Raw genomic sequence first — 26,500 nt, 5'->3', positions numbered from 1 at the left:
AAACAAAGACCACGGCCAGCCCCGAAATCTTAGTCCGGACTGGCGGCCAGCGGCGGCGCATCCGCGATGTTCGCGATGCGATGCCGGTTCTGGAGGCACCGGAGGCTATGGGCGATGGGGAATGCGGGGGTGAAAATGGTCCGCCCTACACGATTCGAACGTGTGACCGCTCGCTTAGAAGGCGAGTGCTCTATCCAACTGAGCTAAGGGCGGACAGGAGGAACTGCTGAAATGCTGAAGGCTTGGCATGCTGCTGAACGCTTAGCATGCGAAGGCCGGTATTCTACCTCAGCCCCGCGTCTGATCCTACCGCGTCGGCACGCTGCCTGATACAGCCCGGCTCAAGATGCCTGCGAAATCCGCATCCGCGGCGGCGTCGCCATGCCGGCAAGCCGTTCAATGGGCTGCGTGGACACACAGTTGCGCCCCATGGTCTTGGCATCGTAGAGGGCATTGTCGGCACGGCGCATGAGCGTATCCGCCCCCTCTCCCGGCAGCCGCTCGGCCATGCCGATGCTTACCGTGTAAGAAATCGCATCCGGCTCGGATGGACATGGGGTGGTGCGCACCAGCGCGCTCAGGCGCAGGCTGATCGCCCTGCCCTGGTCCAGCGCGGTGCCGGGCATCACGATGCCAAACTCTTCCCCGCCCAGCCGGCCGACGAAATCGTCCGCGCGCACGGTCCTGCGCAGCAGGCCGCTGAAATGGCGCAGCACGCTGTCGCCGGCCAGATGGCCGTAGAGATCGTTGATGGCCTTGAAATGATCCAGGTCGATGAACGCCACTGTCAGCGGTCGTTGCTGGCGGTCCGCCTGCTTGCAGGCCTCTTCCAGCGCCTCCCAGTAGGGTCCGCGCGACAGTACGTCGGTCAGGTCGTCATAGCTGGCACGGCGCTCCAGACGCCGGCGCAGGCTATCGTGGGCAAGCAGCGCGAAGCTCACGGCCAGGCTGACAATGCCAAAGGCATGCAGGATGGTGAACGATTCCCGGGGCGGCAGCTTGGCCAGCCAGGCAAGGCCAGCGGGCAGCAGCGTGAGGTCGATGGCTTGATAGAGGCCCATGGCCGCGCAAGCGAGCGCGATCAGCCCAAGCGACAGCGCTGCCAGGCGGCCGGTGCCGCGCTTGGCGCGCATTTGCGGCGCCACTACACGCAGCAATCCCAGCGGAAGATAGATATTGGCCAGGATAAAGACGAGCGCCGGCTCCGTCGGCGACACGCCCGCCCAATCGAAGTAGGCGGCATTGGCCAGTACCGCCAGGTTCAGTAGGCAGAGCGCAAGCGCGCCCCCGCGCTTGCCGAAGAAGCGGCGCGTGCCATAGACCATCAAGGACAAGGCCGCCGTCATGGCCAGATCCACCAGATTGAGCGTAAGCCATTCCGGCAGATAGTCCTGCGCAGCGAGCAAGACGGTGGCTGCGGTGACCAGCAACGCACCCGCCACCCAAGAATTCAAACCGGCGCGGCCCATGCCGGGTGCGCGCTGCAAGACTGCGAACACCACCGCCATCTGCAGCCCGAATAGGCCCGCGACCAGCACACTAACCTGTGACTGAAACATGATTTCCCCGTCCAACTTGGCAGGCGGCGTTCCATCACGCCACCATGCGCCCCGGGACCCGCGCGGACCCGAGGTTTTCGCCATACTTTCTTTTTAAGCTTCTGACCGTCTTCATGCGCCCCGGCGGACAGGGGCTGGGCCTCGCGATCGTGGCGAGGGCACTCTTATTCTCATGTTCGGCGCCAGTCCCGCTAGCGGCCCGGATTGCCTCTGCGCCTGACCGGGCGCAGGGCCTGGCCGCTGCGGTGTGCGGATTATGTCAGCGCTTGCGACCAAGTCAAGAGAACCCTTCTATCCATCAAACCCAGCGACGATGCCCACACCGGCCGGCGCTTCGCTTGGCCGATGCAAAAGTAAAATTTGACCCTGGCCCTGCCGCCGGGCTACAATCCGACGCTTCGGGGCGTAGCGCAGCCTGGTAGCGCATCTGATTTGGGATCAGAGGGTCGCATGTTCGAATCATGTCGCCCCGACCAGTATTTAGCAACAAGATCAAAGGCTTAGACCGTAGGGTCTAAGCCTTTTTTTGTCGCCTCATTTTGTCCGGGCCTGTTCTGGCCGCCGCGGCCACCCTGCTTTCATTGCGGCGCAGCAACCCAATGGCAATGCCATGAATATGGGATGCCCTGCACGCTTGAAACGCCCACACTGGCACCGGGCGGGTCCGCGAACCGCCCACACCACTTTTTAGCCCGCAACCCACCCGGCGGCGGGCATTTTTTCTCGTGTTTTCGCCGCCGTATCCGGGTAGGGCGAGCGCGCGCGCCACGCCTCAGATGCACACCCATGATATAATCGCGCGTTAGCCCGGGGTTTATGCAGCATGCCCTGTAACCGGGCGCCCTTGCCGAGGAACGCAGCCATCACACTGCAGCGCAGTATTCAGCGAACTGCGCAGCGCAGTTCGCAGCAGCTCGGCAAGTCACCGGGAACATCTTGCCCGCTTCATTGCCCCCGCGCCTATCACGGTAGCACGGCCGCATTAGCTTGGGCCGCAACCGGCAAGGCAATCGGCCGGGCACTGACGCGCCCCCTGGCGATTCCCTAACGTGGACCTTTTTTGCACGCGCTTTTTTTGCCGTGCCGGTCCGGGTCAGCTTGCCTCCCGCAACTTCAAGGCGCAACCAAGCAAGCCGGCGCTTGTCACTGCTGGCACCCGGACCTCGCGAGCATGCAGGCAGCCTGCCGGCGCTCGTCTCACCGGATTTACCTAAATTCATGCAGCCCAAGGCTGCCGTAAAGGAAGAAGATTGGCTAAGGAAGAACTTATCGAATTTGGCGGTGTTGTCTCGGAAGCCCTGCCGGACAACCGTTACCGCGTGACGCTGGAAAACGGCGTGGAAATCTGGGCCTATGCCTCGGGCAAGATGCAGAAGCACCGCATCCGCATTCTGGCCGGTGACCGCGTGACGCTGGAAATGTCGCCCTACGATCTGACGAAGGGCCGCATTAACTTCCGCCATAAAGTCTGATCTTCTTCCACGCTCGTCGCCGCCGGCGAGCGTTGCGCTAAACCGCGCTCCAGGGCACCGCATCGCCGCGGTCCCGCCCTGGGAAACATCTGGCCATTGCCACCTGCAAGCATCGACAGGAACGATTCCACTGAAATAATCATGATGGCTATTCCATCTTGGTGCCTCAGGCCTGGAGTTCTGGTCGATGCCGGTGGCTTGCCTGCCGTTGCTGCCCTCTCGTTTCATCCCAGGTTGCCACTGCTTCCGGCATGCATGGCTCGCCACATGCGCGTCATTCAGCCGTGCCATGCTGCATGCCCGCCCGGTGTTTGCCCGTCTTGCACGCACCTGAGCGCGTGGCCATACTCGAAACATCCCTTTTCCCATTAGCTTGAGCACACTGCTCTCATGAACCTGATCCTGTGGCGTCATGCCGAAGCCGAGGAGTTGTCTGGCGCGCTTGGCTTTTCCCGCAATGCCGACCTGCAACGCCCCCTGACCAGACGCGGGCATAAGCAGGCGGATGCCTCCGCAGCCTGGTTGCGCAGCCACCTGCCTCCCGGGACGCGGGTGGTCTGCAGCCCCGCCCTGCGCACCCGCGAGACCGCCGCTGCCCTGTGGGAGAACGCTGAGGTATTGCCCGAGCTTGCCCCGAGCGCCGATGTCAGCTCGGTGCTAGCCGCGATCGACTGGCCCCAAGGCGCCGAGCACACCGTGCTCGTCGGCCACCAGCCTTGGCTTGGCCGGCTTGCCAGCCTGCTGCTGGCGGGCTCGGAAATGAACTGGAGCGTGCGCAAGAGCGGCATCTGGTGGCTGTCGGGACGCACGCGCGAAAGCGAATCGCAGGTAGTGTTGCGCGCTGTCATCAATCCGGAATTTCTCTAGCATTTTTTTTGCACCCCGCACCCGCGCGGCCCGGCTTTCCGGGCCGCCGTCACGGAACCGTCACGACGGCTTCACGGCACTGTCACCTGCCCTCTCTACATTCAACCGCAACAGTTTCGTCACCGAAAGGACATACTGATGCGAGAGCTCCCGACGCCCACCCAGCCGTTGTTCGATTCCCTGCCCAGTGGCCTCTCAGGCCATTCGGCGCGGAGGCGTCTTCATCGCCAGCAACCTGCACAAGCACATGAACAAGCGCATGACCAGCCTGCTTTCAGCGTGGCGTGGGCGCGCCACCAGGATGAAGTAGAAGAAGCGCAGCGCCTGCGCTACAAGGTCTTCGCCGAAGAAATGGGCGCCAGGCTAAACCCGTCGAGGCCTGAACTTGACGTGGATATGTTCGACGCCTACTGCGATCACCTGATCGTGCGCGATACGGCCACGCTCAAGGTCGTTGGCACCTACCGCGTGATGGCACCCCACCAGGCCAAGCGCATCGGCTGCCTCTATGCCGAGTCGGAATTCGACCTGGTGCGCCTGGCTCACCTGAAACCCAAGATGGTGGAACTGGGCCGCTCGTGCGTGCACCGCGACTACCGCTCGGGCAGCGTGATCATGGCGCTTTGGGGCGGCCTGGGCGAGTATCTGCAGCGCTGGGGCATCGAGTCGATGCTGGGATGCGCGAGCGTGCCGATGAGCGATGGCGGCCACTACGCGGCCAGCCTCTACCGGGTCTTTGCCGAGCGCGCCCTGGCGCCGATCGAGTACCACGCATTCCCGCGCCTGCCCCTGCCGATCGATGAGCTCAACCAGACGCTGGACGTAGAGCCGCCGGCGCTGATCAAGGGTTACCTGCGGCTAGGCGCGCGCATTTGCGGCATGCCGGCGTGGGATCCCGACTTCAACGTGGCAGACTTCCTCACGCTGCTGCGCGTCAACGACATGAACCCCCGCTATGCGCGCCACTTCCTTGGCCTGAACCGCGACGCCTGAGCCTGCACGGGCGCTCGCCGCCTGTTTTGGTCTGAGCCGCTTGTCGAAACGGGGGCAGCCATCCGGCTGCCCCCGCGCTTTGCTTAGGCGTACACCACCTTGTAGCGCTTGCCGATGCGTTCCCACTCGTCGGCTTCCTGCGCCAGGCTGTACTCGACCAGCGGGTTGGCCTCGATCCACGCCTTCGGCAGGCGCACCTCGAAGCCTTCGTCCAGCGCATCCGAGCGCTGGCCCACGGTGATCTCGGGCAACGGCTCGTCGGCGCGGCGCCGGCACAGCACGAACGCCAGGCGCAGGCTGAAGAGCATCCGCCAATCGAGGAACTTGCCACTGCCGGAGAGCTTGCCGAGCTTGCCGGCATGCCCAAGCAGCAGGGTCGCCAGCCGTGCCTGGTCGGTCTTTGAGAAGCCCGGCATGTCGGCGTGCGTGGCGATATAAGCCGAGTGCTTGTGGTAGCCACTGTGCGAGATGGTCATGCCGATCTCGTGCAGCCCGCCGGCCCAGCCCAGCAGCGCCAGGTTGTCGTCGCGGCGCTCATTGCGCGGCTCGGGAAACTGCGCCAGCAAGCCCAGCGCGGCCTGGCGCACGCGCTGGGCCTGCGCGCGGTCGACTCCATAGCGGCGCATGAACTGATCAACGGTGATGGTGCGCATGTCCTCGTGATGCGTGCGGCCCAGCAGGTCGTACAGCACGCCCAGGCGCAGCGCGCCGTCGGTGACGTCCATGCGATCGAGGTCGAGCTCGGCGAACACGCCGAGCATGATCGACAGGCCACCGGGCAGCACGGGGATGCGATCCGCCTTCAGGCCCACCAGCTTGACCCTGTTGGCGTTCTCCGCCTTGACCAGCGCGCGCTTGAGGCGCTCCAGCCCTTCGCGGGTGATGCCGTGCTCGGCCGGGTTGTCGTTCATGCCGTTGAGCTCGATCAGCTCGGCCAGCGCGCGCGCCGTGCCCGACGAACCCACCGCCTGCTGCCAGCCGGCAGCGCGGTACTGGCGCACCAGCACCTGGATCTCCCTGCGCGCGGCCAGTTCCGCCTGCTTCATCGCGTAGTCGTCGACGTTGCCGCTGGGGAAGAACTGGCGGCTGTGCGAGACGCAGCCGATGTAGAGGCTCTCCATCAGCTTGGACGTGTAGCCGGTGCCGATGATGAACTCGGTCGAGCCGCCACCGATATCGACCACCAGCCGGTTGCCCGCGCAGGCCGGCGCATCGTGCGAAGCGCCCAGGTAGATCAGCCGCGCTTCCTCGCGCCCGGCAATCACTTCAATCGGGAATCCCAGCGCATGCTCGGCCTCGATCAGGAATTCCGAAGCGTTCTTGGCTACCCGCAGGGTATTGGTGGCCACCGCCCGCACCTGGTCGGGGGAGAAATCGCGCAGGCGGTCGCCGAAACGCCGCAGGGCGTCGATGCCGCGCCGGCGCGCCGGCTGGTCCAGGTATTTGTCCGGCGTCAGGCCCGCGGCCAGGCGCACCGGCTCGCGCAGCGCATCGACCTGGAATAGCTGGCTGGCCGGCCCGGATGCGGTCAGGCTTTCGTCCACCCGCCCGATCATCAGGCGGAAGCTGTTTGAGCCCATGTCGACGGCGGCCAGCAGGCGAGGGGTTTGGTTCATCGCGGTAGGGGAATGTGGGTAAAGGCCGCAAGCCGCGGCGTAAGTAACGGTGTCGGGCAGTCAGGTTCGACCAACCATAGAAAATATGTCTTTATCATGTCTATATCGTGACAAAATCACATTGTCATCAATTTGACATGATTCTATGAAAAAGTCGCCGCATTACCAAAAGAAGGTCATGCCAATGTCGACAAGCCCACCCGGCACGCTGCTCAACCGCGAAATGGGCATTCTGGAATTCAATATGAGAGTCATGGCACAGGCGGCTGACGCCAACGTGCCACTGCTCGAACGTCTGAAGTTCATCTGTATCGTTTCAAGCAATCTGGATGAGTTCTTCGAGATCCGCATGGCCGGCTTGAAGGAGCAGATGCGTGACAATCCGTCCGGCATCACGCCCGACGGCCTTTCCTTGCAGCAGGCATACCAGATCGTCACGGAACGCGTGCAAAAGCTGGTGGCAATGCAGTATGACATGCTGCAAAACGTGATTTTGCCCCTGCTGGAGAAAGAAGGGGTGTTCTTTCACCTGGCCCCCACCTGGAACGAGGCACAGCGTGAATGGGCGCGCAGCTTCTTCGTGCGCGAGCTCGGCCCGGTCCTGACGCCGATCGCGCTGGACCCGGCCCACCCCTTCCCGCGGGTGCTCAACAAGAGCCTGAATTTCATCATTGAATTGTCGGGCAAGGATGCCTTCGGCCGGGAGGCCGACCTGGCGATCGTGCAGGCGCCCCGCGCGCTGCCGCGCGTGGTCAGGATGCCCGGGGAGCTCTCCGGCTATCCCTACGGCTTTGTGCTGCTGTCGTCCTTCATGCAAGGGTTCGTGCATGAGCTGTTCCCCGCTATCAAGGTCAACGGCTGCTATCAGTTCCGCGTCACCCGCAACTCTGACCTGTTCGTGTCAGAGGACGATATCACGGACCTGCGCGAGGCACTGCAGGGCGAACTGCCGACCCGCCACTTCGGCGACACCGTGCGCCTGGAGATTTCGGCCGACACCCCCCCGGCCATGGCACGCCGCCTGCTGCTCGAATCCGGCCTGGGCGAGCAGGACGTGTACCGCGTAAGCGGCCCGGTCAACCTGGTGCGACTGATGCAGATCCCCGACCTCGTCGACCGCCCTGCCCTCAAGTACCCGCCGCACGTGCCGGCGCCGGTCAAGGTGTTTGTGCCCGGCGCTTCGATGTTCGACGCGATCCGCCAGCAGGACGTGCTGCTGCACCATCCTTACGAGAGCTTTAGCTCGGTGCTCGACCTGCTGCAGCAGGCCGCCGTCGATCCTGCCGTGGTAGCCATCAAGCAGACGGTCTACCGCACCGGCAACGAGTCGCCGGTGATGGAGGCGCTGATGACCGCGGCGCGCAACGGCAAGGAAGTCACGGTGGTGGTGGAACTGCTGGCGCGTTTTGACGAGGAAACCAATATCAACTGGGCCGAGCGGCTCGAATCCGCCGGCGCGCATGTGGTCTACGGCGTGGTTGGCCACAAGTGCCATGCCAAGATGCTGCTGATGGTGCGGCGCGAACTGGATAGCGCCAAGAGCAAGCAGTTCAAGCTGCGCCGCTACGCGCACCTGGGCACCGGCAACTATCATCCGCGCACCGCACGGCTGTACACCGACTTTGGCCTGCTCACCGCCAACGAGCAGATCTGCGAGGACGTCCAGCACGTGTTCCAGTTGCTCACGGGTACCGCGGGCACCATCCGCCTGAATCACCTGTGGCAGTCGCCATTCACCATGCAGAGCAACCTGGTGGAGCATATCCGCGCGGAGGCCCGCAACGCCCGCGCCGGCAAGCCCGCCCGCATCATGGCCAAGATGAATGCGCTGCTGGAGCCATCGATCATCGACGAGCTGTACAAGGCGTCGCGCGCCGGCGTGAAGATCGACCTGATCATCCGTGGGGTGTGCGCGCTGCGCCCGGGAGTGCCGGGCCTGTCGGAGCACATCACGGTGCGCTCCATCGTCGGGCGCTTCCTCGAGCATCACCGCGTCTATTACTTCCTGGCCGACGGTGCGGAGGTGGTCTACCTGTCCAGTGCGGACTGGATGGACCGCAACCTGTTCCGTCGCGTCGAGGTGGCATTCCCGGTGCTGGACAAGGTACTGAAGGCGCGGGTCATCAAGGAGAGCCTGCGGGTGCATCTGCACGACAATGCCTCCGCATGGACCATGCAACTCGACGGCAGCTACACCCGCAAGCACACCAAGTCCAAGCAGCCGCACGTCAGCCAGAACGACCTGCTGGCCCTGTTCGGCAGCGCCTGAGGGTTGGAATCGGCACGGCGCGCCTCGCGTGCGCCGTGCCATGCACAACGCCGCGAGCGAGCGCGGGTCAGGCCGCCTTCTGCGGCGACTGGCCAGGCTGCGGCAAGGCGCTAGGCAAATAGCCGCTGCGATCGCCCGGGAATACCACGCGGAACACGCTGCCGCGCCCCACTTCGCTGGTGATGCGCAGGTCGGCATGGTGGCGCGACAGCACATGCTTGACGATGGCGAGCCCCAGGCCAGTGCCGCCGGTATCGCGCGAACGGCTGCGGTCGACCCGGTAGAAGCGCTCGGTGAGGCGCGGGATATGGTCAGCGGCGATGCCCAGGCCCGTATCGGTGACCGAGAAAATGGCGTGCTCGTTCTCGTACGTCAGCGCGATGCTGATGCGCCCACCCTCCGGCGTATAGCGCACCGCGTTGGAAACCAGGTTGCCGAAGGCCGACAGCAGTTCACGCTCCGCACCGCGGATCATGACGGCCGGATCGATCTGCGCCGAGATCTGGTGCTCGCCCTGCGATAGCGCCTCGGCGTCGTGCACAAGGTGCGCAACGAGTTCGGCCATGTCGATCCGGTCCAGGCTCGGCGGCTGCTCGTCGCTTTCCAGCTTGGCCAGAACCAGCAAGTCCTCGACCAGGTGCTGCATGCGCATGGACTGCACCAGCATCATGTCGAGGTAGCGGTTGCGATCCTGCTCCGACACCGGCAGGTCGCGCACCGTTTCCAGGAAGCCGGTCAGCACCGTCAGCGGTGTCTTCAGTTCGTGCGAGACGTTGGCGACGAAATCCCGGCGCATCGCCTCGGTGTTCTCCACCTTGGTGATGTCGTGCGTGAGCACCAGCTTGCGGTTATCCCCGTAAGGCAGGATCTGCACGGCGATCACGCTGCGCTTGTGCTCGCCCATGTCGCGCATCACCAGCGGCTCATCGAAACGCTGCAAGTGCAGGTACTGGACGAATTCCGGCCGCCGGATCAGGTGGGTGATGCGCTGGCGCACGTCCCGACGCGCATTGAGGCCAAAATGCTGCTCGGCCACATCGTTGCACCATTCGATCTGGTCGGCATCGTCGAGCATCAGCACGCCATTGGGCGACGCCTGGATGGCCTGGATAAAGCGGGTATGTTGCTGCTCGACCTGCAGCACCTGGGTGCGCCAGCGCTTGACCAGACGATGCAGGCGGTAATACACCTCGCCCCACAGCCCCAGCGCGCTGGGAATCTCGCCGTAGGCAGGCGCATCCAGCACTTTCCAAAGCCGGTTGATCTGGTAGATGTAGTAGAGCAGATGCCCCAGCAACCCGACGCACAGCACGGCCAGCGCAGGCACGGGACCAAGGACGAAGTACAGCCCGGCCGAAGCCAGGGCCAGGAGAATCAGGATGGCCGCCGAACGGGCCCAGATGACGTTCATGAAGAAGTGAGAAGGTCAGGCAGGCGGCAAGACCGCATGGAATGCGGTGGAGTGTGCCACGAAACGGGCAACAAGCAAGCAACAGGCGACTGGCAAGCGACTCGCAAGCGACTCGCAGGCAAACAGGCGCCACGCCGGCGACGGCGTGGCAAGCCGGGTATCAGTGGCTGGGCGCGCGCGCCAGGCGGTAGCCGCTGCCGCGCACCGTCTCGATCATGTTGCTGTAGCCGCCGGGGGTCAGCGCGGCGCGCAAGCGCTTGATATGCACGTCGACGGTCCGCTCTTCCACGAACACGTGATCGCCCCAAACCTGGTCCAGCAACTGCGAACGGCTGTGGACGCGCTCCGGATGCGTCATCAGGAAGTGCAGCAAACGGAACTCGGTAGGACCGAGGTCCAGCTTGATCAGGCCGGATTCGTCCTGGCCGGTGACCCGATGCGTGGCCGGGTCAAGGCGCAGGCCATTGATGGCAACGACGTCGTCGGTCAGTTGCGGGGCGCGGCGGCGCAGCACGGCCTTGATGCGGGCCAGCAGTTCCTTGGGCGAGAACGGCTTGGTGACGTAGTCGTCCGCGCCGGCCTCGAGCCCCAGCACCTTGTCCTGCTCTTCGCTGCGCGCGGTGAGCATGATGATCGGAATCTGCTTGGTGCGGTCGTTATTGCGCAGTTCCTTGGCGAAGGTTGCTCCCGACTTGCCCGGGAGCATCCAGTCGAGCAGCACCAGGTCGGGCAGCACGTCGCTCATCAGCGACAGCGCCTGCTCGGCGTTATAGGCCCGGATCGGATAATGTCCCGCGTGTTGCAGGTTGACCGCGATCAGTTCGGCAATCGCGGGTTCGTCTTCGACAACAAGAATGCTGCTTGGCATGTAATTTTCTCCGCGGTGGCGCCTTAACTCAGCGCTTCGCGCTCCATGTCCTCACGCGAGGCGTGGCGGACGTCGGTTCCCTTGACGATGTAGATGATGAATTCAGCGATGTTCTTGGCGTGGTCGCCAATGCGCTCGATCGCCTTGGCGATAAAGAGGAAATCCAGCGCGACCGAGATCGTGCGGGGGTCTTCCATCATATAGGTGATGAGCTTGCGCACGAACGCACGGAATTCGTCGTCGATGGCCTTGTCGTCCTTGACGATCCGGGCGGCAGCCACGGTGTCCAAGCGCGCAAAGGCATCGAGTGCCTGGCGCAGCAGCGCGATGGCCATCTCGCCCGAGAGCTTCACCTCGGAATAATTGATCTGGTGGGCGCCCGCGTCTTCCATGATGTGCTTGGTGCGCTTGGCGATTTTCTCCGCCTCGTCGCCCGCACGTTCCAGGTTGGTGATGGTCTTGGAAATCGCCATCACCAGGCGCAGGTCGCGCGCGGTCGGTTGCCGGCGCGCGATGATGTTGCCGCAATCGGCATCGATCTCGAGTTCCAGGGCATTCAGGTGATGCTCGCGCGCGATGACCTGGTCGGCCAGGCCCGCGTCGAACTCCGAAAGCGCCCGCATGGCGTTTTCGATCTGCGACTCGACCAGACCGCCCATCTGCAGCAGTTTCGTGCTGATGGCGTTGAGGTCGGCGTCGAATTGGGTCGACAGATGCTTGTCAGACATGTTGCTCTCCTAGCCGCTCTATTCGTATGCTATGCGTTATGTGCTTAACGCTCAATCAGCCGAAACGGCCGGTGATGTAGTCTTCGGTTTCCTTGCGATGCGGCTTGATGAAGATCTTCTCGGTCTCGCCGAATTCGATCAGTTCACCCAGGTACATATAGGCGGTGTAGTCCGAGCAGCGCGCGGCTTGCTGCATATTGTGCGTGACGATCACCACCGTGTAGTCGTCCTTGAGCTCGGCGATCAGTTCTTCGATCCGGCCCGTCGAGATCGGGTCGAGTGCGGAGCACGGTTCATCCAGCAACAGGACTTCGGGGCGGATGGCGATGCCGCGCGCGATGCACAGGCGCTGCTGCTGGCCACCGGACAAGCCGTAGCCCGACTGGTTGAGCTTGTCCTTGACTTCGTTCCACAGCGCCGCCTTGGACAGTGCCCACTCCACGCGGTCATCCATCTCCGAGCGTGACAGCTTCTCGAACAGGCGCACGCCAAAGGCGATGTTGTCATAGATCGACATGGGGAACGGCGTGGGCTTCTGGAACACCATGCCAACCTTGGCACGCAACAGGGCGATGTCCTGCTTGGCGGTCAGCAGGTTGTCGCCATCCATGTTGATCTCGCCCTCGGCACGCTGCTCCGGGTAGAGCGCGTACATCTTGTTGAAGGTGCGCAACAGGGTCGACTTGCCGCAGCCGGACGGGCCGATAAAGGCCGTCACCTTGCGCTCGGGAATCGACATGTTGACGTTCTTCAACGCATGGAACTGGCCGTAGTAGAAGTTCAGGTTGCGCACGTCGATCTTGGCGCGGGTCGTGTCGGGAATGTCGATGACGGTCGAGGTCATGCTCGTCTCTCGCAAAGAATTTCGGGAATGCCGTGCGGCTATCGCGCTGCCGGTCATTTCTTGAACAGCATGCGTGCCAGGATATTGAGCGCCAGCACGCCAACGGTAATCAGGAACACGCCGGCCCAGGCCAGTTGCTGCCACTCGACAAACGGGCTCATGGCGAAGCGGAAGATGGTCACCGGCAGGTTCGCCATCGGCTTGTTCAGGTCGCTGGTCCAGAACTGGTTGGACAAGGCCGTGAACAGCAGCGGCGCGGTCTCGCCGGCAATACGCGCGACCGCCAGCAGCACGCCGGTGACGATGCCTGCGTACGACGACTTCACCGTGATCGACAGCACCATCTTCCACTTGGGCGTGCCCAGCGCGAAGGCCGCTTCACGCAGCGCGTTCGGGACCAGGTTCAGCATGTTCTCGGTCGTGCGCACCACGATCGGAATCTGCAGCAACGCCAGCGCGCAGATCCCGGCCCAGGCGGAGAAGTGCCCCATGCGGGTCACCACTAGCGCGTAGACGAACAGGCCGATCACGATCGACGGCGCCGACAGCAGGATGTCGTTGATAAAGCGGATGAAGCTGGCCAGCGGCGAAGTCTTGCCGTACTCTGCCAGGTAGATGCCGGCCAGGATGCCCAGGGGCGTTCCGCACAGCGTGGCGAGGCCAACCATCACGAAGCTGCCGTAGATGGCATTGGCAAGGCCGCCGCCGGCGGTATTCGGCGCCGGCGTCATTTGCGTGAACAGGTCCATCGACAGGCCACCCACTCCCAGCGAGATGGTGGTCCACAGGATCCAGGCCAGCCAGAACAGGCCGAACGCCATGGCGCCCAGCGATGCGGTCAGCGCATAGAAATTGGTGCGGCGGCGGCGTGCCTGCAGGCGCGTGCGCATGGCATCCGCATCTGGCCTCACAGCCGGAATCGAGGAAGAGGAGGAAGTCATCGCGGCTTGGCTCATTTTGCGCCCTCGCTCTTGGCCAGGCGCAGCAGCAGGATCTTCGACAGCGCCAGGACCACGAAAGTGATGAAGAACAGGATCAGGCCAAGTTCCATCAGCGCGGCGGTATGCAGGCCGGCGCCGGCTTCGGCGAATTCATTGGCCAGCGCCGAGGTGATGCTGTTGCCCGGCGAGAACAGCGAGGCATTGTCCAGCAGGTTGGTATTGCCGATCACGAAGGTGACCGCCATGGTCTCGCCCAGCGCACGACCCAGGCCCAGCATCACGCCGCCGATCACGCCGGCACGGGTGAAGGGCAGCACCACGCGCCACATCACTTCCCAGGTGGTGCAGCCCACGCCATAGGCGGATTCCTTGAGCAGCACCGGGGTGACTTCGAACACGTCGCGCATCACCGAAGCGATGTAGGGAATGATCATGATGGCCAGGATCACGCCGGCGCACAGCAGGCCGATGCCCAGCGGCGCGCCCTGGAACAGCTTGCCGATCAGCGGCACCTGGCCCACGGTGGCGGCCAGCGGCTTCTGGAAGTACTCGCCGAAGATCGGCGAGAACACCAGCAGGCCCCACATGCCATAGACGATCGAGGGCACGGCGGCCAGCAATTCGATCGCGGTGCCGAGCGGGCGGCGCAGCCAGGCCGGCGACAGCTCGGTCAGGAACAGCGCGATGCCAAAGCTGATGGGCACCGCAATGATCAGGGCGATCAGGGAGGTGACGATGGTGCCGTAGATCGGCACCAGCGCGCCGTAGACGTCCGCGGGTGGATCCCACTCGGCGGTCCACAGGAAGCGCAGGCCGAAGGCCTCGATGGAAGGCCATGCGCTGATTGCGAGTGACACGATGATGCCGCCAAGCAGCAGCAGGGTCACGATGGCGGCGCCGCGCGTCAGGCCACCAAACAGGATGTCACCGGTACGGCTAGGCGGCCGCACTGCGGATTGATCGGATGTAGTCGCCATGATGTGGTATTGGAATTCGTTTAGTTGGCGGCTCGCCGGCCGTGCCGCCCGCTCGGGGCCGATGGGCCCATCGCATTGCGTCATGCTGCCCGCGCGGATTGCCGCGTTTGCTGCGCTGCTTCTCTACTACTGCTTCTACTGCCTTGCTGTCTTCAATGCCGCTACCGCGGTGCCTGCCCGGCGCCGTTGGGGCGCCAGGCTGGCGCGGCTGCCAGGCCAGCCCGCGCATGCGGGCCGGGATGGCAGCCAGCCGATCAGTTGTACAACGCCTTGCCCGAACCGTCCTTGACCGAGTTCTTCCAGGTCGCGCGGATCTGGTTCACCACGGCGTCCGGCAGCGGTACGTAGTCAAGCTCGCTGGCCATGTTGCCGCCGCTCTTGTACGCCCAGTCGAAGAACTTCAGCACTTCGGCGCCCTGCGCTGCCTTTTCCTGGTTCTTGTGCACCAGGATGAAGGTCGCGCCGGCGATCGGCCATGCCGTCTTGCCCGGTTCGTTGGTCAGGATCTGGTAGTAGGTCTTGCTCCAGTCGGCGCCTGCTGCTGCTGCCTTGAAGCCGTCGTCACCAGGCTGAACCACCGCGCCCGCGGCGTTCTTCATGTTCAGGTGGGTCATCTTGTTCTGCTTGGCGTAGGCGTACTCGACGTAGCCGATGGCGCCGTTCAGGCGTTGCACGAAAGCGGCCACGCCTTCGTTACCCTTGCCGCCAGTGCCACCGCCCGGCCAGTTGACCGTGGTGCCCTCGCCAACCGAGCTCTTCCAGTCCGGGCTGACCTTGGACAGGTAGTTGGTGAAGATGAAGGTGGTGCCCGAACCGTCGGCGCGGCGCACCGGCAGGATGTCCTGGCTCGGCAGCTTGGCGTGCGGGTTCAGTGCCTTGATGGCGGGATCGTCCCACTTCTTGATCTTGCCCAGGTAGATGTTCGCCAGCAATTCGCCGGTGATGGTCAGTTCGCCCGGCTTGATGCCTTGCAGGTTGATCACCGGCACCACGCCGCCGATCACCGTGGGGAACTGCACCAGGCCTTGCTTGGCCAGCTCTTCGTCCTTCAGGGGCGCGTCGGAGGCGCCGAAGTCGACGGTCTTGGCGCCAATCTGCTTGATGCCGCCGGACGAGCCGATGGATTGATAGTTGACCTTGTTACCCGTTGCTTTCTGGTATGCATCGGCCCACTTGGAATACACGGGCGCCGGGAAAGATGCGCCAGCACCGGTAATTTCCGCCGCGAACGCAGTGCCCGCTACCACCAACGACACGATGCCTGCAACGGCAGTCTTGACCAGCTTCATATGTCCTCCAGAGACATGGTTGGGGAATGACAATTTTTTGACAAGTCGAACTTTATGCTCCGACTATGACAATTCCATGACATCACGAGATCTTCTTCTAAGTCTGCGGATGCTGCCTCCTGAATCACATCGCCAATGCCCTTCCCGACCCGCATATGGCTCCTCGCAAGCCAAAAAAAGGTCGCGGTTAATTGCTTTTCAACAAAAAATAACGCCGGGCGAAAACCCGGCGTTCTGGCAACAGCTAGCGGCGATGACCCGGTGTTCAGGCCCGCAAGGCGTCCGCCAGGGTCTGCGCTGCCTGCTCCGCGGTCTCGACCTTCTCGGCTTCGACCATCACGCGCACCACCGGCTCGGTTCCCGAGGCGCGGATCAATACCCGGCCCCGGCCCTCGAGCTGCGGTTCGATCACGGCGCGCGCCGCGCTCAGGCCCGCATGCGACTGCCAGTCGAAGCCCTTCTCCACGCGCACGTTGATCAGCGTCTGCGGGAACAGCGAAACGCCTTCCAGCAGTTGCGACAAGCTCTTGCCGCTACGGCGCAGTGCGGCCAGCACCTGCAACGCGGAGACGATGCCGTCGCCGGTGGTGTGGCGATCCAGGCAGAGCAGATGGCCCGAGCCCTCGCCGCCCAGCGTCCACTTGCGCTTGTTCAGCTCTTCCAGCACATAGCGGTCGCCCACCTTGGCGCGTACGAACTCCACGCCCTGGCGCTTGAGCGCGAGCTCTACCGCCATATTGGTCATCAGCGTGCCCACCGCGCCTTCCACGGCCTGGCCCGCCTGCAGGCGGTCCTGGACGATCAGGTACAGCAGCTCATCGCCGTTGAACAGGCGTCCGTCGCGGTCCACCACCTGCAGGCGGTCCGCGTCGCCGTCGAAGGCCAGGCCAAGATCGGCGCCATTGGCCTTGACCGCTTCGATCAGTTTTTCCGGGGCCGTCGCGCCGTAGCCGGCATTGATGTTGCGACCGTCCGGCTGGTTGCCGATCGAGATCACATCGGCACCGAGCTCATGGAAGACGTGCGGCGCGATGTGGTACGCGGCGCCGTGCGCGCAGTCCACCACCAGCTTGAGCTTATGCAGGTCCTGCTCGTAGGGGAACGTGCTCTTGCAGAATTCGATGTAGCGGCCAGCGGCATCCTCGATGCGGCGCGCGCGGCCGAGATCGTCCGAGCGCACGCAGACCATCGGCTCTTCCAGCGCTTCTTCGATCGCCATTTCCACGGCGTCGGGCAACTTGTCGCCATCGGCGGAGAAAAACTTGATGCCGTTGTCGTAGTACGGGTTGTGGCTGGCGGAGATCACCACGCCTGCCGACAAGCGCAGCGCGCGCGTGAGGTAGGCCACGCCCGGCGTCGGCAGCGGCCCGGTCAGCAGCACGTTGACGCCTGCCGAGGTAAAGCCGGCCTCCAGCGCGGCCTCCAGCATATAGCCGGAAATGCGCGTGTCCTTGCCGATCAGCACGGTCGGACGTGCCTGGTCCTGCTGCTTCGCCCCATGGGCGAGCACCATGCCCGCCGCGTAGCCCAGGCGCATCACGAAGTCGGGCGTGATCGGCGCCTCGCCAACCCTGCCGCGAATCCCATCCGTGCCGAAATACTTGCGTGTCATATGATCATTCTCCCGTTGTTCGGTGTTGCGGATGCCGAATGCTAAAGGCTAAGCGCGCAATGCTGGATGCCAGCAATCAAAACAAATGTTAACCGGCAATTGTTTCATGACGGATGGCCCACCAGGTCTTGAGCGCATCCACAGTTTGTTCCACATCATGCACACGCACGATGTACGCGCCCCGCTCCGCGGCGCAAACCGCCGCTGCCAGGCTGGCGGCGACCCGCTGCTGCGGCGGCCGGCCGCCCAGGATGGCGCCGAGCGTCGACTTGCGCGACAAGCCCACCAGCAAGGGCAGGCCATCCACCGCCAGTCGCGGCAGCTGGCCCAGCAAGTGCAGATTATGATCCGGCGTCTTGCCAAAGCCAAAGCCCGGATCGAGGGTGATGCGGCTGTCGCTCACGCCGGCGGCGCGCAGCGCGTCCACCCGCTCGCGCAGGAAGCCAGCCACCTCGCGCACCACATCCTCATACTGGGGCTGCTCCTGCATGGTCTGCGGATCGCGCTGCATATGCATCACGCACAGTCCGGCCTGCCCCGCCTGCGCCTCGCTCACCGCCTCGATGGCGCCGGGCATGCGAAAGCCCCAGATGTCATTGATCAGGTCCGCTCCGGCAGCCAGCGCCGCGCGCATGACTTCCGGCTTGTAGGTATCGATGGACAACGGCCGGCCGCAATCGCGTAGCGCCTCGACCATCGGCAGCACGCGCGCCAGTTCCTCGTCCAGCGGCAATGCCGCCGAACCCGGCCGGCTCGACTCGCCGCCGATATCGATGATGTCCACGCCTTCGGCAATCATGCGCTCGGCATGGCGCAAGGCGGCATCGCGCCCAGCGTGCTGGCCGCCATCGGAAAATGAATCGGGGGTGACGTTCAGGATGCCCATCACCAGCGGACGGCGGTCGCGCGCGAAGCGGTAGCGGCCGCACTGGAAACTCGAATCAGTTGAGATCGACGACAAGATACGAAAAGACCAAAAGACGAAAACGAGGAATCAAAAAGAGGCTGCGCGAAATGCGCGCCGGCAAAGAAAAAGCCGGCGCACAAGGCGCCGGCTTCAGGCTTGGTGAACGACCGCTGCAACCACGACAAGCACGTCTACCGTATCCGGGTTACCGGAGCGCCGACGACGCTATCGTGCCGGCCATCCGCTCAGGCCGTGGCCGGAGCGTTGGTCGGGGCCACCGGCGAGCCACCCGACGGGGTGTTGCCACCACCGTTCTGGCTGGACGCGCCACGCGGCGGCCGCGGCGGCTTGCCCGCCATGATGTCGTTGACCTGGTCCGCATCGATGGTTTCCCATTCCATGAGGGCCGCGGTCATGGCTTCGACCTTGTCGCGATTTTCTTCGAGCAGGCGCTTGGCCAGGCCATATTGCTCGTCGACGATGCGGCGGATTTCCGCGTCGACCTTGACCTGGGTGGCTTCCGACACCGTCTTGGACGACATCTTGCCGAACATGCCATCCTGCTCGGTATCCACGTACACCATGGTGCCCAGCGTGTCGCTCATGCCGAAACGGGTAACCATGTCGCGAGCCGTCTTGGTGGCGCGCTCGAAGTCATTGGAAGCACCGGTGCTCATGGCGTTGAGGAAGACCTCTTCCGCCGCGCGGCCGCCAAACAGGATGGCGATCTCGTCGAGCATGTTGTCCTTGTACTTCGAGTACTTGTCGTGCTCCGGCAGCTGCCAGGTCACGCCCAGTGCCCAGCCACGCGGCATGATGGTGACCTTGTGCACCGGATCCGCCTTGGGCAGCAGCTTGGCCACCACCGCATGGCCGGACTCATGGTACGCGGTTGCACGGCGTTCTTCCTCGCGCATGACCGTGGACTTGCGTTCCGGGCCCATGTAGATCTTGTCCTTGGCGTCCTCGAAGTCCTGCATGTCGACCACGCGCTTGCTGCGGCGGGCGGCAAACAATGCGGCTTCGTTGACCAGGTTGGCCAGGTCGGCGCCGGAGAAGCCCGGGGTACCGCGTGCGATCACCGAGGCGTCGACGTCGTTGCCGATCGGCACCTTGCGCATATGGACCTTGAGGATCTGCTCGCGGCCGCGGATATCGGGCAGGCCGACATACACCTGGCGGTCGAAACGGCCCGGGCGCAGCAGCGCCTTGTCCAGTACGTCCGAACGGTTGGTGGCAGCGATCACGATCACGCCCGAGTTGGCCTCGAAGCCGTCCATCTCGACCAGCATCTGGTTCAGGGTCTGCTCGCGCTCGTCGTTGCCGCCGCCCATGCCGGCGCCGCGGTGACGGCCGACCGCATCGATTTCGTCGATGAAGACGATGCAGGGTGCCTGCTTCTTGGCATTCTCGAACATGTCGCGAACACGGGCCGCGCCCACGCCGACGAACATTTCAACGAAGTCCGAGCCGGAAATGCTGAAGAACGGCACCTTGGCTTCGCCGGCGATGGCGCGTGCCAGCAGCGTCTTGCCGGTACCCGGAGGGCCGACCAGCAGCACGCCGCGCGGGATACGGCCGCCCAGCTTCTGGAATTTCTGCGGATCCTTGAGGAAGTCCACCAGTTCGATCACTTCTTCCTTGGATTCATCGCAACCGGCGACGTCCTGGAAAGTGACCGCGTTCTGGTTTTCATCGATCAGGCGCGCGCGCGACTTGCCGAAGGAGAAGGCACCGCCTTTCCCGCCGCCCTGCATCTGCCGCATCATGTAGAACCAGAACACGATGATCAGCAGGGTGGGCCCGAGGTAATACAGGGCCTGCACCAGCATGTTGGGCTCGTCGTCTGCCTTGCCGGTAACCTGGACGCCGAACTTCATCAGGTCGCCAACCATCCAGATGTCGCCCGGCGAGATGATGGTGTACTTCTGCCCTTCCTTGGGCGTCACCACCAGATTGCGGCCTTGCACGTCAACCCGGCCCACCTTGCCGGCCTTGGCATCATCCATGAACTGCGAATAGGTGACGCCTTCCTGCGCGCGGGGCTTGTCGAACTGCTTGAAGACGGTAAACAACACCAGCGCGATCACGAGCCAGATTGCCGCCTTTTGAAACAGGTTGTTATTCAAGGCCAAACTCCTTTACGAACGCCTTGCCAACGGGATAGCTGCATTGTAATGCAGTGCCCGGCGTCGGGGTAAAAAGCAAATTCATCGAAGCGATAGGCACCGCTTCACCCCGCCGACTTGAGGAAACGCCCAAGAATGAAGGTCTCGGAAGACTTGTCGCGTGACGCCTTGGGCTTGCGTTTGGCGACTACCTTGAACTGGCGTTTGAACTTCTCCACGATCTGGCTGTAACCACTGCCATGGAAACACTTTACCAGCAATGAGCCCTCCGGCTTCAGATGCGCCTGGGCAAATTCCAGCGCCAGGTCACATAAGTAATCGATACGGGCCGCATCGGCAAAGGCTACACCGGACAAGTTGGGGGCCATGTCCGACAAAACAAGATCGATCTTTGCGCCGCCGGACGCTTGCAGCACGATTTTCTCCAACTGGCGGAATACATCCTCCTCGCGGAAGTCACCCTGGATAAATGTGACGTCGGCGACGGCCTCCATCGGCAGCAGGTCGATGGCAATCACCGCGCCGTCGATGCCGCCGTCCTTGGCGCGCGGGGAAGCCGCCAGCTTGTTGCGGGCGTACTGGCTCCAGCTGCCTGGGGCCGCGCCAAGGTCGACAATGACCTGGCCGGGGCGGATCAGCTTGTCCTGCTCGTCGATCTCCTTCAGCTTATACGCTGCGCGGGCGCGGTAGCCCTCGCGCTGCGCCATTTTGACGTAGGGATCGTTGATATGGTCGTGCAACCACGCCTGATTGAATTTGTTCTTGGCCATTCCGGAGACATCTGTATGGAGAAAAACGCCGCCGGCCCGCGGCCGTCCGTGCGTTTTTCACTCGTTTTGCTGTTTTTGCAGGCCTGACCGCGCCAGTTTGACGGATAATACGCGCCGATTCGCTTTTTCGGCACTTCGGTGCCTTGGTTTGCGCACCACTTGCGCGCCCATTTGCGCCCTCGCCTGCGCTTTACTTATGCCTGCTCTTCAACTTATTCCCGCCCAGCGATCAGAACTCCGCTCCCGTGCCCACGGCCTCAATCCGGTCGTGATGATCGGTGGCGAGGGCCTGACGCGCCCCGTCCTGGCTGAAATCGACCGTAGCCTGGCGTCGCATGACCTGATCAAGATCCGCGTCTTCGGCGACGACCGCGAAAGCCGCATCGCCATGTACGAAACCATTTGCGAAGATCTGGATGCCGCTCCGATCCAGCATATCGGCAAGCTACTGGTGGTATGGCGTCCCGGCCCGGCCGTCCTGAAGGAAAACCGTCCGCAGGAACTGGGCCGCCTGGCCCCGCGCGGCGGCGCCGCGCCGCGCACCGTGACCGTCAAGAAGCCGAGCGCCGCGCCCAATCGCCGCCCCAAGCGCTCGCAAGTGACGGTACTGGGCAATGAACGCGTCACCGCTGGCGGCAACGTCAAGCGCGCGCGCGTCCGCCCGACCAGCCAGAAGAAGAAAGCGCTCGACTAATGTCGAAGCCATGCCAGCGCGCCCGTCGGGGCCGCTGGTATCGCAACGGACGGCCGCCCTGGCCCGTCCCTTCAGCCTACTCGCCAGCCTTACTCGCCAGCCGAGCGCGGCGCCGCTGCGCGCCACACCGTGACCAGCGCCAGCAGGCTGTGCACCAGGTAGAACACGCTGGACACCCCATGCAGCATGCCGAACTGCCCCTTATAGGGCGATTCGGACACGCCCACGCCAAGCGCCGTCGCCTTCTCCTTCAGGTTTTCCATGAAGGGCTGGATGCCGAAGTACCCAGCCAGCACGCACAGCAGCATGCCCAGCACGAGCCAGCGCAGGCCGCGATAGCGCCCCGCGCCCCGGCGGATCATCAGGTTGCACAGCGCAAGCTGCAGCACGCCGACCACCACGCCAAGGATCGCCTCGGTCCGGAACAGCTGCCCGGCGATCAAGCCTGCCGTCTCGCGGCTGGGCAGCACGGAAAACAGCGTCGGGGCCACCATGTAGCCCACTGTCCACAGGCTGCCGGCCCAGACCACGGTCAGCAGGAGGAAGATCCGATGCGGCAGCGGCGGCAGGCTCGAATAAGAGGAGGAGAACACGCAGCCTCGTTTTAGACGTAGCGAACCGTGATGACTTCGTACTCGCGCTCGCCGCCAGGGGCCAGCACGATCGCCACATCGCCCTCGAACTTGCCGATCAGCGCACGCGCGATCGGCGAGCTGACGGAAATCTTGCCGCTGTCCAGGTCGGCCTCGTCGTCGCCGACGATCTGGTAGCTCACGGGCTTGCCCGATTCCAGGTCTTCAAGGTCGACGGTGGCGCCAAACACGATGCGGCCGTCGGTATCGAGCTGGGTCGGGTCGATGACCTGCGCCGCCGACAGCTTGGACTCCACTTCGATGATCCGGCCTTCGATAAAGGCCTGCTTTTCCTTGGCGGCGTCGTACTCGGCGTTCTCGGAGAGGTCGCCTTGCGCACGTGCTTCGGAAATGGCGTTGATCACCGCGGGACGTTCGACGGCCTTCAGGCGCTGCAGTTCCTCTTTGAGCAGCTCTGCGCCGCGCCTGGTAATCGGAATCGTGCTCATGTCTTCGTTCTGCAAAAAAATGAGCCGCAGCGGAGCTGGAACCATGCACCGGCATCGCTGCCCGGGGCACTTCCGCTCAACCGCGGCCTTTCAGGTTGTCAGGTTGGATCGATCACATGGCCGCACGCTTGCCCGGCCACTGGGTCGACGAAATGCTGTTAGTTTAGGCCAAGACGGCCGCCCGCAGCAACTGCGGACGGCCCTGGGGCCCAGGGCGACCTTCAGCCCAGCGAGGCGTGCAGGCTCTGCAGGTCGTAGACCTCCAGGCTCTGCATGTGCTTGAGGCCTTCCACCGCGGCGCGCGCGCCGGCGATGGTGGTGTAGTACGGCACCCGGTTGGCCAGGGCCGAGATCCGGATCGAGCGCGAATCGGCGATGGCGGTGCGGGTTTCGTCCACGGTGGTGAACACCAGCGCCAGCTCGCCGTTCTTGATCATGTCGACGATATGCGGGCGGCCGTCCTTCACCTTGTTGACCACGCGCACCGGGATGCCGGCGGCTTCGATGGCCGAGGCGGTGCCGCGGGTGGCGACAATCGGGTAGCCCATGTCGTGAAGCATGCGCGCCACGCCAACCGCGTGCGGCTTGTCGCTGTCCTTGACGGTCAGCAGCACGGTGCCCTTCTCCGGCAGGCGCGAGCCCGCGGCCAGCTGGCTCTTGAAGAGCGCTTCGCCGAAGGTCTTGCCCACGCCCATCACCTCGCCGGTGGAGCGCATCTCAGGTCCGAGCACCGGGTCGACGCCGGGGAACTTGTTGAAGGGGAACACCGCTTCCTTGACGCTGAAGTACGGGGGCACCACTTCATCGAACACGCCTTGCGAGTCGAGCGTCTGGCCCGCCATGCAACGCGCGGCGATCTTGGCCAGCGACAGGCCGGTGGCCTTGGACACGTACGGCACGGTACGCGAAGCGCGCGGGTTCACTTCCAGCACGTAGACGACATCTTCGCCATTCACTTGCTGGATGGCGAACTGCACGTTCATCAGGCCGATCACGTTCAGGGCGCGAGCCATGGCGGCGGTCTGGCGCTTGAGCTCGTCCACGGTGGCTTGCGCCAGCGAGTACGGCGGCAGCGAGCAGGCGGAGTCGCCCGAGTGCACGCCGGCTTGCTCGATGTGCTCCATCACGCCGCCGATAAACACGCGCTGGCCGTCGCACAGGGCGTCGACGTCGCACTCGATGGCGTCGTTCAGGAAGCGATCCAGCAGCACCGGGGAATCGTGCGAGACCTTGACGGCCTCGCGCATATAGCGCTCGAGGTCGCGCGGCTCATGCACGATTTCCATCGCGCGGCCACCCAGCACGTACGACGGGCGCACCACCAGCGGGTAACCGATCTCGGTGGCCAGGCGCAGTGCTTCGTCCTCGGCACGCGCGGTGCGGTTGGGCGGCTGGCGCAGGCCCAGCTCATGCAGCAGCTTCTGGAAACGCTCGCGGTCTTCCGCGGCATCGATCATGTCCGGGCTGGTGCCGATGATGGGCACGCCGTTGGCTTCCAGGTCCAGCGCCAGCTTCAGCGGGGTCTGGCCGCCGTACTGCACGATCACGCCGACGGGCTTCTCTTTGTCGACGATTTCCAGCACGTCTTCCAGCGTCAGCGGCTCGAAGTAGAGACGGTCCGAGGTGTCGTAGTCGGTCGACACGGTTTCCGGGTTGCAGTTGACCATGATGGTCTCGTACCCGTCTTCGCGCAGCGCCAGCGCGGCATGCACGCAGCAGTAGTCGAACTCGATGCCCTGGCCGATCCGGTTCGGGCCGCCGCCCAGCACCATGATCTTGCGATTGGTGGTGGGGTCGGCTTCGCACTCGCCATGTTCGGCTTCATACGTGCCGTACATGTAGGCGGTGTTGGTGGCGAACTCGGCAGCGCAGGTGTCCACGCGCTTGTACACCGGGCGCACGCCGGCGGCATGGCGAGCGGCGCGCACGGCTGCGGGCTCGGCGCCCATCAGCTTGGCCAGGCGGCGATCCGAGAAGCCCTTTTGCTTCAGGTGGCGCAGCTCGGCGGCCGACAGGCTGTCCAGCTTGCGTGCCTTGACCAGGGTCTCGGTCTTGACGATGTCTTCGATCTGGGCCAGGAACCACGGGTCGATCGCGGTCTCGGCGTGCACTTCTTCCAGCGACATGCCGATACGGAAGGCGTCGCCCACGTACCAGATGCGGTCCGGGCCGGCTTCACCGATTTCCTCGACGATCTCGTCGCGGTCGGTGGACTTGTCGTCCAGGCCGTCCACGCCGACTTCCAGGCCGCGCAGGGCCTTCTGGAACGATTCCTGGAAGGTGCGGCCCATGGCCATCACTTCACCCACGGACTTCATCTGGGTGGTCAGGTGGCTGTCGGCCTGGGGGAATTTCTCGAAGGCGAAACGCGGCACCTTGGTGACCACGTAGTCGATCGACGGCTCGAACGAGGCCGGGGTCGCACCGCCGGTAATCTCGTTCTTCAGCTCATCCAGCGTGTAGCCCACCGCCAGCTTGGCGGCGACCTTGGCGATCGGGAAGCCAGTGGCCTTGGAGGCCAGCGCCGACGAACGCGACACGCGCGGGTTCATCTCGATCACGATCATGCGGCCGTCGGCCGGGTTGATCGAGAACTGCACGTTGGAGCCGCCGGTATCGACGCCGATCTCGCGCAGCACCGCCAGCGAGGCGTTACGCAGGATCTGGTATTCCTTGTCGGTCAGGGTCTGGGCGGGCGCCACCGTGATGGAGTCACCGGTGTGGATGCCCATCGGGTCCAGGTTCTCGATCGAGCAGATGATGATGCAGTTGTCCTTCTTGTCGCGGACCACTTCCATCTCATACTCTTTCCAGCCCAGCAGCGATTCTTCGATCAGCAGCTCGCGGGTCGGCGAGAGATCCAGGCCGCGCTTGCAGATTTCCTCGAATTCTTCGCGGTTGTAGGCAATGCCGCCGCCGGAGCCGCCCAGCGTGAAGGACGGGCGGATCACGATCGGGTAGCCGCCGGTCGCCGTTTCCTTGGCGATCTGCGTCTGCACGGCCAGCGCTTCTTCCATCGAGTGGGCGATGCCGGACTTGGCCGAGCCCAGGCCGATCTTGGTCATCGCTTCCTTGAACTTCTGGCGATCCTCGGCCTTGTCGATGGCTTCCGGCGACGCGCCAATCAGCTCGACGTTGTACTTTGCCAGCACGCCATGGCGATGCAGGTCCAGCGCGCAGTTCAGCGCGGTCTGGCCGCCCATGGTCGGCAGGATGGCGTCGGGACGCTCTTTTTCAATGATGCGCTCGACCACTTCCCAGGTAATCGGCTCGATGTAGGTCACATCGGCCGTGTTGGGATCGGTCATGATCGTGGCCGGGTTGGAATTCACCAGCACGACCTTGAAACCTTCCTCGCGCAGCGCCTTGCAGGCCTGGGCGCCGGAATAGTCGAACTCGCACGCCTGCCCGATGATGATGGGGCCGGCGCCGATGATCAGGATGCTCTTTATGTCTGTGCGCTTTGGCATTGC

Annotated in this window: 21 protein-coding genes and 2 tRNA genes; 6 read left to right on the top strand and 17 right to left on the bottom strand. The window is 63.9% G+C overall.

The window, feature by feature from the left end; translation table 11 throughout:
- Positions 1–136: 136 nt before the first annotated feature.
- Both ACGLHR_RS22790 and ACGLHR_RS22785 read right to left on the bottom strand, forming a co-directional pair.
- Positions 137–213: transfer RNA gene (locus tag ACGLHR_RS22790), tRNA-Arg, on the bottom strand.
- Positions 214–341: 128 nt separating this feature from the next.
- Positions 342–1,559 carry a GGDEF domain-containing protein gene (locus tag ACGLHR_RS22785; RefSeq protein WP_400096476.1) on the bottom strand — a complete coding sequence of 406 codons (1,218 nt, stop codon included), beginning with the start codon at positions 1,557–1,559 and terminating at the stop codon, positions 342–344.
- 399 nt (positions 1,560–1,958) lie between these two features.
- Between ACGLHR_RS22785 and ACGLHR_RS22780 the strand changes: the two genes are divergently transcribed.
- From ACGLHR_RS22780 to ACGLHR_RS22765, 4 genes are all read left to right on the top strand, one after another.
- Positions 1,959–2,035, top strand: a tRNA-Pro gene (locus tag ACGLHR_RS22780).
- A gap of 774 nt (positions 2,036–2,809) precedes the next feature.
- Positions 2,810–3,031 (top strand): translation initiation factor IF-1, encoded by a 222-nt coding sequence (infA, locus tag ACGLHR_RS22775; protein WP_006157708.1) that lies wholly within the window; start codon positions 2,810–2,812, stop codon positions 3,029–3,031.
- 390 nt (positions 3,032–3,421) lie between these two features.
- Positions 3,422–3,898, top strand: coding sequence for a SixA phosphatase family protein (locus ACGLHR_RS22770; protein WP_400096475.1), 477 nt, complete (start codon positions 3,422–3,424; stop codon positions 3,896–3,898).
- A 138-nt stretch (positions 3,899–4,036) separates the two neighbouring features.
- Positions 4,037–4,891, top strand: coding sequence for a GNAT family N-acetyltransferase (locus ACGLHR_RS22765; protein ID WP_082054896.1), 855 nt, complete (start codon positions 4,037–4,039; stop codon positions 4,889–4,891).
- Positions 4,892–4,974: 83 nt separating this feature from the next.
- On the opposite strand, the gene ppx is transcribed toward ACGLHR_RS22765, so the two are convergent.
- Positions 4,975–6,507, bottom strand: coding sequence for an exopolyphosphatase (gene ppx, locus ACGLHR_RS22760; RefSeq protein WP_400096474.1), 1,533 nt, complete (start codon positions 6,505–6,507; stop codon positions 4,975–4,977).
- Positions 6,508–6,652: 145 nt separating this feature from the next.
- Here ppx and ppk1 point away from each other — a divergent pair, with 145 nt between their 5' ends.
- Positions 6,653–8,776, top strand: a complete 2,124-nt coding sequence (gene ppk1, locus ACGLHR_RS22755) for a polyphosphate kinase 1 (RefSeq protein WP_400096473.1) — start codon at positions 6,653–6,655, stop codon at positions 8,774–8,776.
- Between the two features lie 67 nt (positions 8,777–8,843).
- On the opposite strand, the gene phoR is transcribed toward ppk1, so the two are convergent.
- From phoR to ACGLHR_RS22700, 11 genes are all read right to left on the bottom strand, one after another.
- Positions 8,844–10,187: a phosphate regulon sensor histidine kinase PhoR gene (phoR, locus tag ACGLHR_RS22750; protein ID WP_400096472.1), complete on the bottom strand. Its 1,344-nt coding sequence runs from the start codon at positions 10,185–10,187 to the stop codon at positions 8,844–8,846.
- A gap of 160 nt (positions 10,188–10,347) precedes the next feature.
- The gene (gene phoB / locus ACGLHR_RS22745; protein ID WP_043347578.1) at positions 10,348–11,055 is read right to left on the bottom strand and encodes a phosphate regulon transcriptional regulator PhoB; all 708 of its coding nucleotides are present in this window, start codon (positions 11,053–11,055) and stop codon (positions 10,348–10,350) included.
- Between the two features lie 23 nt (positions 11,056–11,078).
- Positions 11,079–11,783, bottom strand: a complete 705-nt coding sequence (gene phoU, locus ACGLHR_RS22740) for a phosphate signaling complex protein PhoU (RefSeq protein ID WP_318231129.1) — start codon at positions 11,781–11,783, stop codon at positions 11,079–11,081.
- Between the two features lie 55 nt (positions 11,784–11,838).
- The gene (gene pstB / locus ACGLHR_RS22735) at positions 11,839–12,627 is read right to left on the bottom strand and encodes a phosphate ABC transporter ATP-binding protein PstB (protein WP_020202891.1); all 789 of its coding nucleotides are present in this window, start codon (positions 12,625–12,627) and stop codon (positions 11,839–11,841) included.
- A gap of 53 nt (positions 12,628–12,680) precedes the next feature.
- Positions 12,681–13,583: a phosphate ABC transporter permease PstA gene (gene pstA / locus ACGLHR_RS22730; protein WP_400096471.1), complete on the bottom strand. Its 903-nt coding sequence runs from the start codon at positions 13,581–13,583 to the stop codon at positions 12,681–12,683.
- Entirely contained in the window at positions 13,580–14,545 is a 966-nt protein-coding gene (gene pstC, locus ACGLHR_RS22725) for a phosphate ABC transporter permease PstC (RefSeq protein ID WP_400096470.1), read from the bottom strand. Before pstC ends, pstA begins: the two co-directional genes overlap by 4 nt.
- 254 nt (positions 14,546–14,799) lie before the next feature.
- Positions 14,800–15,834, bottom strand: coding sequence for a phosphate ABC transporter substrate-binding protein PstS (gene pstS, locus ACGLHR_RS22720; protein WP_400096469.1), 1,035 nt, complete (start codon positions 15,832–15,834; stop codon positions 14,800–14,802).
- Positions 15,835–16,099: 265 nt separating this feature from the next.
- A complete protein-coding gene (glmM, locus tag ACGLHR_RS22715; protein ID WP_267603695.1) occupies positions 16,100–17,446 on the bottom strand; it encodes a phosphoglucosamine mutase in 1,347 nt (448 codons plus the stop codon).
- Positions 17,447–17,534: 88 nt separating this feature from the next.
- Positions 17,535–18,332, bottom strand: coding sequence for a dihydropteroate synthase (folP, locus tag ACGLHR_RS22710; RefSeq protein ID WP_400096486.1), 798 nt, complete (start codon positions 18,330–18,332; stop codon positions 17,535–17,537).
- A 266-nt stretch (positions 18,333–18,598) separates the two neighbouring features.
- Positions 18,599–20,482 (bottom strand): ATP-dependent zinc metalloprotease FtsH, encoded by a 1,884-nt coding sequence (gene ftsH, locus ACGLHR_RS22705; protein WP_267603696.1) that lies wholly within the window; start codon positions 20,480–20,482, stop codon positions 18,599–18,601.
- A gap of 104 nt (positions 20,483–20,586) precedes the next feature.
- Positions 20,587–21,252 (bottom strand): RlmE family RNA methyltransferase, encoded by a 666-nt coding sequence (locus ACGLHR_RS22700; RefSeq protein ID WP_400096468.1) that lies wholly within the window; start codon positions 21,250–21,252, stop codon positions 20,587–20,589.
- A gap of 196 nt (positions 21,253–21,448) precedes the next feature.
- Between ACGLHR_RS22700 and ACGLHR_RS22695 the strand changes: the two genes are divergently transcribed.
- A complete protein-coding gene (locus tag ACGLHR_RS22695; protein WP_043347609.1) occupies positions 21,449–21,946 on the top strand; it encodes a YhbY family RNA-binding protein in 498 nt (165 codons plus the stop codon).
- 89 nt (positions 21,947–22,035) lie between these two features.
- Here the strand turns inward: ACGLHR_RS22695 and ACGLHR_RS22690 are convergent, their stop codons facing one another.
- The 3 genes from ACGLHR_RS22690 to carB form a co-directional block, all read right to left on the bottom strand.
- Positions 22,036–22,539, bottom strand: coding sequence for a DUF4149 domain-containing protein (locus tag ACGLHR_RS22690; protein WP_043419067.1), 504 nt, complete (start codon positions 22,537–22,539; stop codon positions 22,036–22,038).
- An 11-nt stretch (positions 22,540–22,550) separates the two neighbouring features.
- On the bottom strand, positions 22,551–23,027 hold the full coding sequence (greA, locus tag ACGLHR_RS22685) for a transcription elongation factor GreA (RefSeq protein WP_267603700.1): 477 nt from the start codon (positions 23,025–23,027) through the stop codon (positions 22,551–22,553).
- Positions 23,028–23,248: 221 nt separating this feature from the next.
- On the bottom strand, positions 23,249–26,497 hold the full coding sequence (gene carB / locus ACGLHR_RS22680) for a carbamoyl-phosphate synthase large subunit (RefSeq protein WP_400096467.1): 3,249 nt from the start codon (positions 26,495–26,497) through the stop codon (positions 23,249–23,251).
- Positions 26,498–26,500 lie beyond the last annotated feature (3 nt).

Origin of the sequence: Cupriavidus sp. CuC1 (genome assembly GCF_044627735.1) — a bacterium.
In the GTDB taxonomy this organism is placed as follows: domain Bacteria; phylum Pseudomonadota; class Gammaproteobacteria; order Burkholderiales; family Burkholderiaceae; genus Cupriavidus; species Cupriavidus ulmosensis.
The sequence above is the reverse complement of the archived record's forward strand: the minus strand, read 5'-3'. Positions and strand labels throughout refer to the sequence as shown.